Annotated in this window: 15 protein-coding genes and 2 rRNA genes; all 17 read left to right on the plus strand. The window is 42.4% G+C overall.

Annotated features, from left to right (window positions below; all coding sequences use genetic code 11):
* Positions 1-185: 185 nt before the first annotated feature.
* Positions 186-300, plus strand: a 5S ribosomal RNA gene (rrf, locus tag QNM18_RS25500).
* Positions 301-344: 44 nt separating this feature from the next.
* Positions 345-459, plus strand: a 5S ribosomal RNA gene (rrf, locus tag QNM18_RS25505).
* A 1,400-nt stretch (positions 460-1,859) separates the two neighbouring features.
* Positions 1,860-2,273 (plus strand): flagellar basal body rod protein FlgB, encoded by a 414-nt coding sequence (gene flgB, locus QNM18_RS25510; RefSeq protein WP_023401737.1) that lies wholly within the window; start codon positions 1,860-1,862, stop codon positions 2,271-2,273.
* Between the two features lie 2 nt (positions 2,274-2,275).
* Positions 2,276-2,707, plus strand: a complete 432-nt coding sequence (flgC, locus tag QNM18_RS25515; RefSeq protein ID WP_023401738.1) for a flagellar basal body rod protein FlgC — start codon at positions 2,276-2,278, stop codon at positions 2,705-2,707.
* Between the two features lie 15 nt (positions 2,708-2,722).
* The gene (locus QNM18_RS25520) at positions 2,723-3,400 is read left to right on the plus strand and encodes a flagellar hook assembly protein FlgD (protein ID WP_211010381.1); all 678 of its coding nucleotides are present in this window, start codon (positions 2,723-2,725) and stop codon (positions 3,398-3,400) included.
* A gap of 38 nt (positions 3,401-3,438) precedes the next feature.
* Complete coding sequence (gene flgE / locus QNM18_RS25525; RefSeq protein ID WP_211010382.1) at positions 3,439-4,788, plus strand: flagellar hook protein FlgE; 1,350 nt, start codon at positions 3,439-3,441, stop codon at positions 4,786-4,788.
* A gap of 110 nt (positions 4,789-4,898) precedes the next feature.
* Complete coding sequence (locus QNM18_RS25530) at positions 4,899-5,663, plus strand: flagellar basal body rod protein FlgF (protein ID WP_211010383.1); 765 nt, start codon at positions 4,899-4,901, stop codon at positions 5,661-5,663.
* Between the two features lie 18 nt (positions 5,664-5,681).
* Complete coding sequence (gene flgG / locus QNM18_RS25535) at positions 5,682-6,470, plus strand: flagellar basal-body rod protein FlgG (RefSeq protein WP_211010384.1); 789 nt, start codon at positions 5,682-5,684, stop codon at positions 6,468-6,470.
* Positions 6,471-6,486: 16 nt separating this feature from the next.
* Positions 6,487-7,167, plus strand: coding sequence for a flagellar basal body L-ring protein FlgH (flgH, locus tag QNM18_RS25540; RefSeq protein WP_211010385.1), 681 nt, complete (start codon positions 6,487-6,489; stop codon positions 7,165-7,167).
* Positions 7,168-7,178: 11 nt separating this feature from the next.
* On the plus strand, positions 7,179-8,273 hold the full coding sequence (locus tag QNM18_RS25545; protein ID WP_211010386.1) for a flagellar basal body P-ring protein FlgI: 1,095 nt from the start codon (positions 7,179-7,181) through the stop codon (positions 8,271-8,273).
* Positions 8,274-8,379: 106 nt separating this feature from the next.
* Positions 8,380-9,369, plus strand: coding sequence for a flagellar assembly peptidoglycan hydrolase FlgJ (gene flgJ, locus QNM18_RS25550; RefSeq protein ID WP_284138801.1), 990 nt, complete (start codon positions 8,380-8,382; stop codon positions 9,367-9,369).
* A gap of 1 nt (position 9,370) precedes the next feature.
* Positions 9,371-11,404, plus strand: a complete 2,034-nt coding sequence (gene flgK / locus QNM18_RS25555) for a flagellar hook-associated protein FlgK (RefSeq protein ID WP_284138802.1) — start codon at positions 9,371-9,373, stop codon at positions 11,402-11,404.
* Positions 11,405-11,406: 2 nt separating this feature from the next.
* Positions 11,407-12,651: a flagellar hook-associated protein FlgL gene (gene flgL / locus QNM18_RS25560; RefSeq protein WP_023401747.1), complete on the plus strand. Its 1,245-nt coding sequence runs from the start codon at positions 11,407-11,409 to the stop codon at positions 12,649-12,651.
* Positions 12,652-12,986: 335 nt separating this feature from the next.
* A complete protein-coding gene (locus QNM18_RS25565) occupies positions 12,987-13,946 on the plus strand; it encodes a flagellin N-terminal helical domain-containing protein (protein WP_211010389.1) in 960 nt (319 codons plus the stop codon).
* A 460-nt stretch (positions 13,947-14,406) separates the two neighbouring features.
* Positions 14,407-15,369 (plus strand): flagellin N-terminal helical domain-containing protein, encoded by a 963-nt coding sequence (locus tag QNM18_RS25570; protein WP_211010390.1) that lies wholly within the window; start codon positions 14,407-14,409, stop codon positions 15,367-15,369.
* A 159-nt stretch (positions 15,370-15,528) separates the two neighbouring features.
* Entirely contained in the window at positions 15,529-16,488 is a 960-nt protein-coding gene (locus QNM18_RS25575) for a flagellin N-terminal helical domain-containing protein (protein ID WP_211010391.1), read from the plus strand.
* 86 nt (positions 16,489-16,574) lie between these two features.
* Positions 16,575-16,985, plus strand: coding sequence for a flagellar protein FlaG (locus tag QNM18_RS25580; protein ID WP_211010392.1), 411 nt, complete (start codon positions 16,575-16,577; stop codon positions 16,983-16,985).
* Positions 16,986-16,992: the final 7 nt, after the last annotated feature.

Genomic DNA, 16,992 nt, shown 5'->3' on the forward strand with positions numbered 1-16,992 from the left:
TAGGCGAGATGTGGAAGTGCTGTGAGGCATTGAGCTAACTCGTACTAATTACCCGTGAGGCTTAACCATACAACGCCAAAGTGGTTTGACTTGTTAGAAGTTAAGAATAGAAAGTAGACGATAAGAATTTAATTACGCTTCCAGATTTTAGTGAGGTGTTGATAAACATCTTGCACACAGAATTTCCTGGTGAACATAGCATTTTGGAACCACCTGAACCCATGCCGAACTCAGTAGTGAAACGAAATAGCGCCGATGATAGTGTGGGGTTTCCCATGTGAAAGTAGGACATCGCCAGGGCCCAATTTAAAAATAAATAATAAAAACTAAAAGCAAAGAATTTGCTTGGTGAACATAGCATTTTGGAACCACCTGAACCCATGCCGAACTCAGTAGTGAAACGAAATAGCGCCGATGATAGTGTGGGGTTTCCCATGTGAAAGTAGGACATTGCCAAGCGCCAAATAAAAGAAAGCCCGATTCGAAAGAGTCGGGCTTTTTTCGTGCTGAATCATCTCGAATATTGCAGAGGTCACGCACATTGATAAAGAGACGAATTAGCGCAAGGTGAGGGGAGCAACCTTCACAGCTTTCACCCTTTACTCCTCTTAAATATAGTCCCTCATCAGCGGTCAAAACGGCTCATTTCATCTTGCTCGTTATTCATCTTGCGCAACGTAAACGTATTCACTGCGTTCATCGCCGTTAGTGCTTTGCACTATGGACCCTGAAACCAGTTCAGGGTGACGAGGAGGGGGAATTCAGCTGAGTTGTTCAATACCGTCATCCTGAACTCGCTTAAGGATCCATGTTTTTGATGTTGGTTAGGGGTTTTCGATACAAGCTAAGATGTAGAGCTGCTTGCCTTAACAATTGTCAAAATAGCTCATTTCACCTTGCATAAAGTAAACGTATTCACTTCGTTCACTGTCGCTAAACCTTTACACCTAACTTGCGCAAATTGAAGGCGCTTGCTTCGCTCGCTACCGTTACATTTTGTACGTTATAAAAGAACGGTACTCAATACGTCCGCTGTAGGTAGCCTTTTACACTTTAGACCCTGAAACCAGTTCAGGGTGACGAGGAGGGGGAATACAACTGAGTTGTTTAATGCCGTCATCCTGAACTCGCTTCAGGATCCATGTTTTTGGCTACTAACCTCAACAAGTTTGACGCTTAACTCTTGATGGAAATAGAAGTGCATCTAAGCTAGGAAGCCATGTCTTTTGTCGTTCAAATCAGTCTGCATACAGCTCAGACTCCAAAAATTTAACGGCTAGACACACAGCTGCTGAACTAGGTGTCATGTCATCATGAATACGGTTATACCCAGTTCAACACTGATATCATCAGTAAAGTACACCAATGTATCTTGAATATTGCGACTCTTTTTAGATCCAAATTTTTATTTTTGCTCTCAATTCGTTCATATGAAAATAGAATCTTGCCTGTTAGGGCATTCCTTGAAGTTAAAGGCTGGTGAGGAGCATTTATCTGTTCGATATTAGTACTTTTGATACCATACACCCATTCTTAATCATACAGCAGCTTTTTACTGCAAACTTGTATGTGCAAGTGCACGCTATGGTCCTTCCAGTCATTACATTGACAACTCAATCATGACTAACTTAATAAAATACGTGTGGCCTTTACATCAAGTTCCCTCCAATTTCTGGAATAAAACCTGCTTATACAAAGCTATATAAAAGTTAAAAACACATTATTGGCCAAAGGTTTTGAGCTAAAAGTTTAACTCTAACTTGCTGATGTAAAGAGATTAAATGTTGTGTTTTAATTTAAATTAAAGTTGGTCCTACTTTTGCATTAATCTGTATATAGTCAAATTTTTGGAGTTGGTTATGGCAATTAGTTTTGATAAAGCGCTTGGGGTGCATCAGCATACAATGTTGATCCGTTCTCAACGAGCCGAGATTTTGGCAAGTAATATTGCGAACGCTGATACTCCCGGTTACAAAGCAAAAGACATCGATTTTGGTCGAGCACTCAGTGCGGCAAAGACGGCACAACAAAGCGGCAATCAAATGACCCGAACCAACGAAAGACACATTAGTGGCGGGACAAGATTGACTAACAGTGATGAACTATTTCGTAATCCAAATCAAACAGATACAGGTGATGGCAACTCAGTAGATATACAAGTGGAACGAAACTTGTATGTACAGAATGCATTAGAGTACCAAGCTAGTTTGAACTTTTTGGGTGGTAAATTTAAAAGCTTGAAAAAAGCGCTTGGTGGTGGTCAAGGAGCCTAATTATGAGTTTATATAACGTTTTTGATATCGCAGGCTCTGGCATGAGTGCACAAAATGTTCGCTTGAACACCACTGCCAGTAATATATCCAATGCAAACAGCATCAGTTCTAGTCAGGACAAAGTGTATCGGGCAAGGCACCCTGTTTTTGCCGCTGAGTTAAACAAGGCGGCCGCAGCGCACCCAAATACAATGAGTTCTTCGGTAGGCGTTAAGGTTTTAGGAATTGTAGAGAGCGATAAGCCATTACAGGTTGAATACAATCCAAACCACCCTAGTGCTGATAAAGATGGTTATATCTATAAACCGAATGTGAATGTTGTGGAAGAGATGACAAATATGATCTCCGCCTCACGTTCGTACCAAACGAATGTTCAAGTAGCAGACGCAGCAAAACAGATGTTAAGTAAAACTCTGTTGCTTGGTCAGCGCTAATTGGGAGTATAGCTGATGAGTAATGATGTCAATTCCGCAACTTCGTCCTTTGTAGACTCGTTGCGTTGGCCGGATAAAAAAGTGCCAACTGAGAAAAATGATGAGTTAAAGCAGGAAGACTTCTTTGCGTTACTCACTCAGCAGTTGTCTTATCAAGACCCGAGTAAACCTGCTGACAATGATCAAATGATTTCTCAGATGACAAACTTTACCATGGCTGAGGGAATATCAAACTTGAATACCAAGTTTGAATCACTAGCCGCATCGATGACGTCAAACTCAGCGCTTCAAGCTTCGGCGTTAATTGGTAAAAAGGCACTGCTTGAGTCTGACACTGTTGAGCATGGCCCTGGCATGCAGTCACGGGGATCCATCATTGTTGCAGAGCCCGTTGAAAAGCTCACTTTGAGTATTGTTAACGACAAAAATGAGCTCGTTAGGAAAATAGAGCTAGGGGAACAGAGTGTTGGCGCCACACGTTTTGAGTGGGATGGTTTAAATCAAAGCGGCGATCCAGTTCCTCCTGGTGAATATACGATTAAAGCTGAAGGGCAAACAAACGGTAAGTTTGAATCTTTGCCTACAGCGACTTTTAGAAATATTGATAGTGTTAACGTCAATGGCTCTCAGGGCATTGTAATTAACACCAAAGCTGGTGCAGTTAGATTAACTGACGTTGCAGAAATAGCGTAATCAAAAGATTTTAACCTTAATTGTAGAGGTATTAGAGTATGAGTTTTAATATTGCTTTAACAGGACTAGCTGCTGCCCAAAAAGACTTGGATACCACAGCTAACAACATTGCAAACGTAAATACGACAGGCTTTAAAGAGTCGCGTGCAGAGTTCGCTTCAGTTTACGCATCGTCAGTATTTAGTGCAGGTAAAACTAAAAATGGTGATGGTGTTTCAACGACAATGGTTGCCCAACAGTTTCACCAAGGTTCTTTAAACTTTACCCAAAACTCACTTGACCTCGCAATTACAGGTGAAGGTTATTTTGCGACAAGTGAGGAATTAGGCGGCCAAGACTATACGTTTACACGAGCCGGTGCATTTAAGCTCAATAAAGATAACTTTATTGTTGATGCCAATGGTAACTTCTTACAAGGCTTCCCTGTAGACCCAAGTACTGGTGATACGACTTCGGTGAGTTTGAGTACCTCTTCTGCGTTGCAAATTCCGGATGCATCAGGTTCACCTCGTGCTACCACAAATGTTTATTCTTCGTTTAACCTAGATTCACGTGCAACGGCACCGTCTGTACCGTTTGATCCTACAGTGAGCGCGTCATATAACAGCTCGACGTCGACGACTATTTACGACTCATTGGGTGAACCTCATACATTGCAATTCTTTTTCCGTAAGGAAGACCCGACAACCAATGCAAATGAGTGGCAAGTATATGCAACGCTTGGAGGACAACAGTTTGATGCCACTGGTACACTTATCGCAACGCCTCCTGGTACCCCTATCACTGAATTTGGTTTTAACGCACAAGGTTTTCCAGAAGATACAGGTAACCCAGCAGTGCCAAATACGGGTACTACGTTCAACCCATTAACACTTACCGGTACGAACTTATCTGGCTTGTTGACTAATGGCGCGACATTCCCGTCAGATATTCAGATGAACTGGCGTGATGAAACCAATACCAGCTCAAAACTCCCAACTCAGTTTGCGAGCCGATTCGAAGTTAAGGCGCTTGATCAAGATGGTGCGACGACTGGTCGATTAGCGGGTATTGATATCGGCGCGGATGGTAAGATCGTTGCTTCATACAGTAATGGTGACTCTACCTTCCTAGGCCAAGTAGCAATGGTACGTTTTTCTAACTCGCAAGGTCTAACTGAAGCTGGTAATACAGGGTGGAAGAAAAGTTTGACATCAGGTGAGCCCATCGCAGGTGAACCGGGTTCAGGTACGTTAGGGTCCATCAACTCTTCAGCCTTAGAACAGTCGAATGTAAACTTGACCAACGAGCTGGTTGATTTGATAAGTGCGCAGCGGAACTTCCAAGCAAACTCAAGGGCACTGGAAGTAAACTCGACACTACAACAAAATATATTGCAAATCCGATAACATCAACCACACTTCAAAAGCCGCATTCGCGGCTTTTTTATTTTTTGACACTCACCTTGGCACTAATATTGCTTTTATCACTATATATTGAACAGTTTTAGGTCGTTCTCATGGATAAAATGCTATATGTCGCCATGTCTGGAGCTAAACAAAGCTTACGCGGTGTAGCGCTAAAAGCGAACAACTTAGCAAATGCTAATACCACGGGTTTTAAAGCAGACTTTGCTCAAGCTCGCTCTATGCAAGCGTTTGGTGAAGGCTTGCCGACACGTGTATTCGCCATGCAAGAGCGTCCAGGAACAAACATGCTAAGTGGTGCTGTCGCAGAAACTGGGCGAGATTTGGATATTGCGGTTGATGACAAATCTTGGATAAGTGTTATGGATGCGAGTGGTGAAGAAGCCTATACAAAAGTGGGCACGTTAAACATTACAAGTGATGGTTCTTTGGTTACTAGTCATGGTCGTCAATTAATTGGCGAAGGCGGACCAATCATCTTACCCCTTCCAATAGATAAAGTGGTATTTAGTGATGATGGCTCAATTCAGGTGCGCCCTCAGGGGGCGCCTGCCAATTTTTTGGAAACCGTGGATAGACTCAAAATTATTACCGCAGACAACACAAAGCTGGAGAAAGGTAATGATGGTCTATTTAGACCAAAAGAAGACCAGCTTGAAGATGGCCATTGTGGTTTTTGTGAAATATCACCCACAGCAAAAGTAATGAGCGGCTATTTAGAAATGTCCAACGTCAACCCAGTTCATGAGATGGTGGATTTGATTAACCACCAGAGGCAGTTTGAAATGCAAATGAAATTAATGAAGTCAGCAGAAGAAATCGACGAGCGACACACTTCGCTCCTGCGCATAGTATAAGAGAGTGAGGTATAGATTATGAATCCTGCATTGTGGATAAGTAAAACAGGGCTCGACGCCCAGCAAACTGACATTTCAGTTATTTCGAATAACTTAGCCAACGCCAGTACCGTTGGTTATAAAAAGAGCCGAGCAATATTTGAAGATTTACTCTATCAAAATATTAACCAGCCGGGTGGACGTTCATCGCAAGATACCGAACTCCCTTCGGGTTTAATGCTCGGTGCTGGCTCAAAGGTAGTTGCCAACCAAAAGAATTTTTCTCAAGGTAATATGATAAGTACCGAAAACTCTCTTGATTGGATGATACAAGGCCCTGGCTTTTTTGAAATTCAAATGCCTGACGGCACAATTGCTTATTCGCGCAATGGTCAGTTTACAACAGACGAAACAGGTCGTGTTGTAACTTCCGGTGCTGGTTTCCCTGTGCAACCAGAAATGACGGTACCAGATAACGCAAATTCGATAACGATTTCTCAAGATGGTGAAGTTTCTGTCAGTATTAATGGACAAGCAGAAAATACAGTTATCGGTCAGCTTGTGATCAGTGACTTCATTAACCCATCAGGTTTGGAACCAATAGGTCAAAACTTATATACCGAAACTGCGGTAAGTGGTGCACCTGTTCAAGGTAACCCGGGAGTTGAAGGTCTTGGCACAATGGTGCAAGGGGCACTTGAAACTTCTAATGTAAACGTCACCGAAGAGCTGGTGAATCTAATCGAAACCCAGCGCGTTTATGAAATGAACTCAAAAGTGATTAAGTCTGTTGACGAAATGCTGAGTTACATCAATCAACAACTTTAATAAGGTAGGGCAGATCATGCGTAAATGTATATTGGTAGTTGCGCTAGGCTTAGGCCTAAGTGGTTGCATGTCAACAGAAAATAGTGATGTAGTAAGAGATGATCCTTACTACGCGCCTATGTATCCTGACATGGAGGCCGAGCCTGTAGTTTCAACAGGATCGCTGTTCAATTCATATTCGAATGATCTGTACTCGGATAAAAAAGCGGTGAGAGTGGGCGACATCATTACAGTGGTGCTCAGGGAGTCGACACAAGCTTCAAAAGCAGCAAACTCAAAGTTAGACAAAGATAGTGAGGTCAATGTCGATCCATTTCTTGGTCTTGGCAATCTTCCAGTTAATATTGGTGGTGACGCTATTCAACTAGATATGGGGGCTAACTCTTCCTATCAGGGCGATGCTCAAGCAAATCAATCAAACAGCTTATTTGGCAATATCTCAGTGAATGTAATGAGAGTCTTACCGAATGGTAATTTGGTGATCCGAGGTGAAAAATGGTTAACACTCAATACTGGAGAGGAGTTTATTCGCCTTGAAGGTTTAGTCAGACCGCAGGATGTTTCTGCTGAAAATGAAGTGGAATCCAACCGCATTGCAAATGCACGGATCCAATATTCGGGTAAAGGGCAAACACAAGAAGTTCAAAGTGCTGGTTGGTTGACCAAGTTCTTCATGAGCACCTTGATGCCATTTTAAGGAAGTCAATTATGCGTAATCTGCAAACTCTAGTAATACTCTTCACACTCTTCTTATCGGTTGAGGTAGCTGCTGAACGCATTAAAGATGTTAGTGTGGTCGAAGGGGTAAGAAGCAACCAGCTTATTGGCTACGGGTTAGTTGTGGGCCTGCCAGGAACAGGGGAGCAAAGCCGCTTTACCGAACAAAGCTTTAAAGCAATGTTGAATAGCTTTGGTATTACCTTACCTGGAAACTTAAAACCAAAGATCAAAAATGTAGCAGCGGTAGCGGTTCACGCAGACTTACCACCTTTTGTAAAGCCAGGTCAGAGCATTGACGTAACAGTATCTTCAATTGGCAGTGCAGGTAGTCTAAGAGGTGGTACGTTATTACAGACCTTCTTAAAAGGTGTTGATGGCAATGTATATGCGATTGCGCAGGGTAGCATGATTGTTGGTGGGTTAGGCGCTGAGGGGCTGGATGGGAGCCGAGTGGTGATCAATACACCCACAGTTGGTCGAATTCCAAATGGTGGTATGGTAGAACGTGCCGTCAAAAGCCCGTTCACTCAAGGGGACCACATCACATTCAATTTGAATCGTCCTGACTTTACAACGGCTAAGCGTTTAGCTGATACGATAAATGAACTAGTTGGACCAAACAGCGCCAGTGCGTTAGATGCAGCTTCAGTCAGAGTGATTGCGCCTCGAGATCCATCGCAACGTGTGGCTTACCTTTCTACTCTTGAAAACTTGGAATTTAAACCAGCAGATACATCAGCAAAAATCATTGTTAACTCAAGAACTGGCACAATTGTAATTGGTAAAGATGTGAAGTTACAGCCCGCTGCAATTACTCATGGTGGTTTAACGGTAACAATTGCAGAGCAGACCAATGTTTCGCAACCACAGCCTCTCACTGATGCAGATGCTGTTGTCACGCGTCAAAGCATTGTTGACGTAGACCAAGATGATTCAAGAGCATTTGTTTTTGACCCCGGCAGCAGCTTGGATGACTTAGTTCGTGCGATTAACGCTGTAGGTGCAGCTCCAGGTGATTTAATGGCGATACTTGAAGCGCTAAAAGAAGCTGGTGCAATACATGGTCAACTTGTTGTCATATGATGATTAATTAACAATCAATAAGTTAGCCTCATTTTAATGAGGCTTTTTTTTGGCTCAAAATTTGCATTGTTAGTAATATTCTTTTTTAGCGACGTGTTTTTGAACTATGAATACTGATCCAACACATAATCAAAGCTTTTTTGATTTAAACAACCTGAACTCATTGAGACAGGATGCGTTAAAAAGCGCGGGTGATGGTGATGCATCAAAACAAGCGCTAAAAAAAGCTGCACAGCAGTTTGAATCAATTTTTACTCAAATGCTGTTAACCAGTATGCGTAAAGCCAATGAGGCTTTCGAAGACAAAGATAGCCCTTTCAACTCTAGCAGTGTCAAATTCTATCGTGATATGCACGACCAACAAATGGCATTGGAATTATCGAATAAAGGTAGTTTAGGTCTCGCTGACTTGATTGTGCAGCAGCTGTCACCAGAAAAAAATGGCTATATGCCTTCATCGGTTGTGCGCACTGGCGCCGAGCTACAAAGTGATCGCATTGCTAACGGTCAGGCTCCGGTTAATCAGCCCGATAAAGATGTGGCAGAAGAAAAAAGCACAGTTAAAGGTGTGGCAGACACCCCAGCTGATCCTCAGGCTTTTGAAAGCCCAGAAGAGTTTGTCAAAACTCTATGGGGTTATGCTAAGTCTGCAGCAGAAAAAATAGGCTTAAACCCTGCTGTGATGGTGGCACAAGCGGCGCTGGAAACTGGTTGGGGGAAACATGTTATCTCCAAACAAGATGGAAATAGTAGTTTTAACTTATTCAATATTAAGGCGGATAGCCGCTGGACAGGAGACAGTGCCAGTAAAATGACACTCGAATTTGAACAGGGCTTACCTGTTAAAAAACAAGCAAACTTTCGCGCTTATGATTCGTTAAAAGAGAGTTTTAGCGACTACGTTGACTTTCTACAATCCAATCCTCGCTATGAAGAGGCGCTACAAAAAGCATCTAAACCCGGCGAGTACCTAGATGCACTGCAACAGGCTGGGTATGCGACTGATCCTAATTATGCGAATAAAATAAAAAATGTATTGGGTGGGTCACATTTTCAATCAGTAGTGTCCTCATTTGCACGTCAGGGAGTAAACTAAGATGTCTTTTAACTTAATGAATATTGGCACATCTGGCGTAAGAGCAAGTAGTGAACTACTGCAAACGACCAGTAAAAACATCGCCAATTTAAACACAGTTGGGTACATTCGAGAGCGTACTGAACATGCTACGTTAATTGGTAATCAAGTGGGTCGTGGTGAAACCGTCCGCTTACTAAATGAATTTGCGCAAAAGCAGTTGTACCGAGATGTATCTAGTCAGTCCTATTATGATCAGTTTGTGACTGAGTCTACGCGTGTTGATACACTATTTGGCGAAGACTCAAATAATTTAAACAGCAGCATTAACTCTCTGTTTAATAATTTACAAGAAGCGATGAACCTGCCGTCGTCTACGGTGACGCGTTCATTGTTTCTCACCGATGCACAAAATCTCATTGATCAAATGGACCGACTGTCTGGTATTGTTTTCGACCAAAATAATATCGTAAATGAGCAGCTGTCAATTTACTCACAAGAGGCCAATAACTTAATTCAAAAAATAAGTGATTTGAATGGTCAGGTAGGTGCGCTTAATGCGAACCCTGATAGTGATAATGCAAACTCAGTGCTCAATGAGCGTGATCAGGCAATTAAAGATTTGGCAGAGTTAGTTGATATTGAAACCCTTGACGGTTCAAATGGCGAGAAGCTGGTTTTCTTAGGATCAGGTCAGTCGGTAGTGATGGAAAATGGCAGTTTTAACTTGTTTTCATTAGATGGCGACCCCGATCCAAGCAAGAAAGAATTAAAACTTGATGTCACTGATGGGACGGCAGTTGCGCTGGATGTAGATCAAACCAAATTACAAGGCAAGATTGGCGGGTTACTGGCATTTCGTGACGAAATATTGATCCCTGCACAAAACCAGTTGGGTCAAATAGCGTTATCTTTAGCAGATGCTTTTAACCAACAAAATAAACTCGGTATGGATTTAGATGGTAACTTAGGCGGAGATATATTTTCAATTCCGACCACAGCTGGTTACCCTCACAGAAGCAATACAGGTACAACCCAGCTCGTTGCGACATTGGAACCAGGAAAAGGTAACGAGATCCCGGCAACGGATTTTAGAGTCTCTTATGATGCCGGTTCAAGCCAAATTACTGTTGCAGCGATTGATGCGCAAGGCAATACCATTGGCACTGCGACGACAGTTCCTTATGTAAACCCTTTAAATTCTCAATCTGCGCCCGCAGGCACAGATTTATTTGGCTTGCAAATAAGCTTTACCGATGTGAACGGTGCAGCTACTACGCCAAATGATGGAGATATGTTTGACATAAAATTGAACTCAGCGGCGGCTGGCACCATGACACTGGCAACTGATAGACCAGAGAGTCTAGCGCTTGCGTCTCCAATTCGAACTGAGTCTTCAGCCAATAATGTGAGTAACGCAACTATTTCTGTCGGTACAGTGACAAGTACAGATCCAGCAAGTAGTAATTTTGCTGCTACGAGTCCTCCAACTTTGACAAATGGCACGATCACGTTGGTGAAAACGGGTAACCCAGATGAATACCAGATCACCGATGCAAGCGGTACAACGACATTTACAGCACCTGCGCCGAGAGAGAATATCTTGGCGTCGGCTGGTGGTGTGTTTGCGGGGTATGGTTTTGACTTCAATATCGATGGTGAGCCATCAACAGGTGATACTTATACCATTGAATTCAACCAAGGCGGTTTCGATGATAACCGTAATGGATTGGTATTAAGTCAATTACAATCTGGACAATTAGTAAGGCAAAATGTGGTTACTACCGCCGTTGCGGACAATTTAAAAACATTTAATGAAGCTTACGCCGGGCTAGTTACCGATATTGGGGTAGTCGCCAACCAAGCTAAAACAAATGGCGCAGCGTATGATGCGCTTGCTGCTCAGTCTGAGGCGTGGTTTGAATCGGTAGCTGGTGTGAACCTAGACGAAGAGGCGGCAAATCTATTGCGTTTCCAACAATCTTATTCTGCGTCAGCACAAATTTTAAGTGCTGCCAGAACAGTGTTTGATACACTGCTTAGTGCTGCGAGGTAATTATGCGTTTATCTCATAACATGATTTTCAAAAGTAACTTGAATTCTATCTTGAACAGTCAGCAAGAAGTGAATAATTCGATGAAGCAAGTTAATACACAAAAACGTGTATTAACTGCATCGGATGATCCTTCTGCAATGGCGAGATCATTACTTTACTCCGACAAGATCCAGACTAATGAACAGTACACAAAGAACTTAACGATGTTAAAAAGCCGTCTTGACACGCAAGAAGGTGTGCTTGATAACATTAAAGATTCTTTGACTCGCTCGATTGAGCTTACCGTTAACGCTGGTAATGGTTCATTGACCGCGCCTGATAAGGCGGCACTCTCTGAAGAGCTGGAGTCAATTCAAACTGCTGTTCTAGAGTTAATGAACTCCAAAACGGAAGATGGTCGTTATATCTTTTCGGGTTATCAAGATAACACTCGAACTTATGAATTTGACAGCAACAATAATCGATATGCTTATCGAGGCGATCAGGGGCAGCATAAAATTAAAGTGGCCGAAGGTGTTGAGATTAAGTCTAGTGATAACGGGTATGATGTTTTTGAAAGTGTAGAGCAGCGCCTGAATGTCACAACCAACACGGCTACACCTTCTGGTGGTATTGTCAGTGCAGATGTATACGTTACACAACAAGGCCCTTTCGATCTGTTCCACAAAGCCAATTACAATCCAGACCCAACGGCGCCAGCGACGAGAAACGAATTTCAATTAGAGCTCAATGGCACAACCGCTCCCCCAAGCTACCGACTAATGCAAGGTGCAACGGTATTTGAGACCGGTACTTATACTGAGAACAATATTAAAGTTGCGGGTATGGAGTTTAGTTTTACCGGGACTGCTGGGGCTGCCGATACGATCACCTTTGAACTGGGCACGCCCGAGAAAGACAATGTATTAAATACATTGGAAAGCCTCATAACCGCAGTGCAAGACCCCAACCTTTCCGACAAAGATTATCGCCAAGTATTGGCGGACTCAATGATAGGGTTGGAAAATGCAAAAAATCGAGTTTCTCAGATCCAATCGGGGTTAGGTGGCAGAATGAATACCGCCACACGGATCACCGATGCAAACACGGATTTGGATATTAACAATAAAATTGCGCGTGCAGATTTGATTGAGTTAGATATGGCTGAGGCCATTACTGAATTAACTAAACACGAAACGCAACTTCAGGCTTCCCAGGCGACTTACGGCAGATTATCCAATTTGTCCTTGCTCGATTACATTCGATAAACTATTTAGCCGTCATCGATTTGACGGCTTTTTATTATTAAACCCGCCAAATATTAAAGTTTACTTGTTAACCCCCTGACCCACATATAAAAACATTGCCTTATCTCGGTTATTTGTCAAAGCGGAAAGTCCTTTCCTTCTATTATTAGAAGGCTGTAAATTACATTTTTAGTCTTTTAAATACAGTGGTTTATAAAAAAAATTAAAAAAATTCTAAAGGAAACTTTTTGCCGTCCGATAACTTAATTAACCAAGCCGGACAGTTTAAATAACTCGAAGGCCAAGAGAGTTATAAGTTTGAGAGTAAGTACTCAGTTTACAGTGGGAGAATTACCATGGCACTTTATGTAAATACTAACGTAAGTTCATTGAATGCTCAAAGACAGTTAAGCAATTCAGGCAATTCCTTAGACGTTTCATTCAAACGTTTATCATCAGGCTTCCGTATCAACAGTGCAGCAGATGATGCGGCAGGTCTACAAATTTCAGACCGTCTAACTTCACAAATTAACGGTTTAAACCAAGGTAACCGTAACGCGAATGACGGTATCTCTTTAGCGCAGACAGCTGAAGGGGCAATGGATGAAGTAACCTCAATGTTCCAACGTATTCGTACATTGGCACAACAAGCTTCAAACGGCTCAAACACAGATGAAGACCGTTTAGCAATACAAGAGGAAATCCGTTCTCTATCTTCAGAAGTTAACCGGGTTGCGGCAGATACGACCTTCGGTGGTCAAAACCTGCTAGATGGTACATATGAAGCAAGCTTCCAAGTGGGTGCAGATGCAGTACAAACCATCGGCTTTAGTATGAAAAATGTTGCCGGTACGGCAAACGATATCTCAGCAAATGGTGGTTTCACATTATCTGGTATCGCTGGTATTGCAAGTTCAATAGGGAGTAGTAACTTATCAGGCCTGTCAAGCGGCGTAAGTGCTATCTCAAATGCATCGAACAGTTACACGTTCAGTGATACGTTCCAAGCAGGTTCGATCAGTGTATCGTCACAGGCAAATGCACAGGCTGTACTGGCTGGTATGGATTCATTGATTGCCGTAGTTGATAAAAAACGTGCGGAACTTGGTGCGGTTCAAAACCGTTTCCAATCTACAATCCGTAACCAATCGAATATTGCTGAAAACCTATCAGCTGCGAAATCTCGTATTAAAGATACTGATTTTGCTACAGAAACAGCATCACTAACTAAGATGCAGATTCTACAACAGGCGAGCCAAACGATTCTTAGTCAAGCAAACCAACGTCCGCAAGCTGCATTAAGTCTTCTAGGTTAATAAAGTAGAGGCTAAGTAAAGCGGAGGATGAAAATGGTGTCTGTGCTTGATGGGGTATTAACACAGACACCGGAATTGGATGGTAAAGCGGAGGAGCTTATAATCCAAATCAGTTCATGTATTCAATGAACACATTAATGTTAGCACTTTCCGTGCCAATATTTAGAATAAAATATTGACACTCACTCTCAAACTTTTAAAAAAGGAGGCATTAGCCTCCTTTTTTTACGAAGAAAATAAATAAAGCAAATAAAAATCAAGCCTTTAAGTCTGTTTTTTCAATATTGTCAAAAATTATTTTTGTTAGTTGGCATGCAGCTTGCTTTTACTTATTCAAACTTTGAATAGTTGTACAAGTGGCAGTTTATTGCCCCATCGTTAAAAACTTTATCGATTCGGATTGCCTTCTTGTACTCATATATTGCTCTTGAATAAGAGCATTGAATAGAGAGAGTGAACCATGGCTTTATTTGTAAATACTAACGTCAGCTCGCTGAATGCACAAAGACAGTTGCAGCAGTCGGGCGTAGAACTAGATACATCTTTTAAGAGATTATCTTCAGGTCTTCGTATCAATAGTGCTGCAGACGATGCAGCAGGTCTGCAAATCTCAGACCGTTTGCAATCGCAAATACTGGGTCTAAACCAAGGTAACCGAAATGCAAACGACGGGATTTCACTGGCCCAAACAGCTGAAGGTGCGATGGACGAAATTACCAGTATGTTTCAACGTATTCGTACTTTGTCACAGCAAGCGGCTAACGGCTCGAATACTGATGAAGACCGTTTGGCAGTTCAAGAGGAAATTAGACAACTAGCGGCAGAAGTAAACCGTGTTGCCACGGATACGACGTTTGGTGGTCAAAACTTACTCGATGGCTCCTACTCTGCTAATTTCCAAGTCGGTGCTGATGCGGTACAGACAATTGGCTTTAGTATGCAGTATGTTGGTGCCACAGCAAACTCAATGGCAGCCAATGGCGGGTTTACTATGTCTGGTATTGCTGGTATTGCGAGTGCGGTAGGTAACAGCAACCTTTCTGGTCTATCAGGTGGTGTCAGTGCTATTTCTGGCGCTTCTAACTCATTTACTTTTAGTAATGTATATCAAGCGGACTCTATCAGCGTTTCTTCGCAAGCGAATGCACAGGCTGTTATGGCTGGTATGGATGCTATGATCGCAGTTGTGGACAAAAAGCGTTCAGAGTTAGGTGCGGTTCAAAACCGATTCCAATCGACTATCCGTAACCAATCGAATATCTCTGAAAACCTAGCAGCTGCAAAATCGCGTATTAGAGATGCTGACTTTGCCCATGAAACAGCTATGCTTACTAAAAATCAGATTTTACAACAAGCTAGCCAAACAATCTTGGGTCAGGCGAATCAGAGACCACAAGCTGCATTGAGCTTATTACAAGGGTAATTAAATTATTTTTAAAATTATTTGCAAATAAAGCTAAAGCTTTCGCTTTATCAGTCGATAGCGGAGTTAGAGAACTATAACTTTAGGACTCTGACAATCGCTAAAACAGGGTAGGGGTATCCCGTTTTAGCGACCAAAATTGATAAAGCGGAGGCTATTATGGCTTTATACGTAAACACCAATGTGAGTTCTTTGAATGCCCAAAGGCAATTAAACAACTCGTCAAATTCTTTGGATGTTTCATTCCAAAGGTTGTCATCAGGTACTCGTATTAACAGTGCGAAAGATGACGCGGCAGGTTTGCAGATTTCAAACCGATTAACAGGCCAGATAAACGGTCTTAATCAAGGTATTCGAAATGCAAACGATGGTATTTCATTGGCGCAAACTGCTGAAGGTGCGTTAGATGAAACGACGCAAATGTTCCAACGTATTAGAACACTTGCACAACAAGCTTCAAACGGTTCAAATACTGATGAAGATAGATTGGCGATCCAAGAGGAAATCCGCTCTCTATCAGCTGAGGTTAACCGGGTTGCGGCAGATACTACTTTTGGTGGGCAAAATCTGTTAGACGGTACTTATGACGCTAACTTTCAGGTTGGTGCCGATGCAGTTCAGACCATCACATTTAGTATGAAAAACGTATCAAGTACTGCAAATGACGTATCTGTAAACGGTGGTTTCACCTTGTCAGGTATTGCAGGCATTGCAAGTGCTGTAGGCAGTAGTAACTTATCAGGATTGGCGTCTGGTGTGAGCTCGATTTCTGGAGCGTCAAATAGTTACACATTTAGTGATACGTTCCAAGCAGGCTCTATCAGTGTATCTTCTCAAGCAAATGCACAAGCAGTACTTGCGGGTATGGACTCTCTTATCGCTGTAGTAGATAAAAAGCGTGCGGAGTTAGGTGCGGTTCAAAACCGATTCCAATCTACCATTCGTAACCAGTCTAATGTATCTGAAAACTTATCAGCTGCACGTTCACGTATCAAAGACACAGACTTTGCTACCGAAACTGCTAGCTTAACTAAAATGCAGATACTGCAGCAGGCAAGTAGTTCAATTCTAAGTCAGGCTAACCAAAGACCTCAGGTCGCACTCTCTCTACTTGGTTAATTTTGGCGCTATGGTTGCGTCAAGTTTGGGACTCAATACAAACTTGACGTATACTATATATTAGGCTTGTTACTTGGAGGTGTATTATGAAAGACGTTCAATCTGCTACTGGAGTTGGAGCGAACGGCATGGTGCCAACTCCTGATATTGCGAAGCCCGAAGAAGGACAAGAAACATTACGAGCTGTTGAAGGTAATAACAAGCTTGAACTATCTCGAGAAAAAAAGGAAGAAGAGGGTAAAGTACAACCTGAATTGTTTGAGGAGGTGAAAGCCAATCTCGATCGGCTAAGTAATGTTTTGCCTGTGACTTCGACGAATTTGTCGTTTGAGTTTGATGAAAATGGGGATCCCCCTTTCATTAGAGTGATCGACAGAGATAGCGATGAGGTGATCAGAGAAATTCCTTCTGAAGAGTTTCGAGAAGTAGCTAAGGCTTTGGATGAATTTGCCGATAAGGTATCAGGTAAAGGTGTGCTGTTTGATAGAACAGCTTGATTGTTAG

The organism is Pseudoalteromonas obscura, assembly GCF_030135505.1.
GTDB classification, from domain to species: domain Bacteria; phylum Pseudomonadota; class Gammaproteobacteria; order Enterobacterales; family Alteromonadaceae; genus Pseudoalteromonas; species Pseudoalteromonas obscura.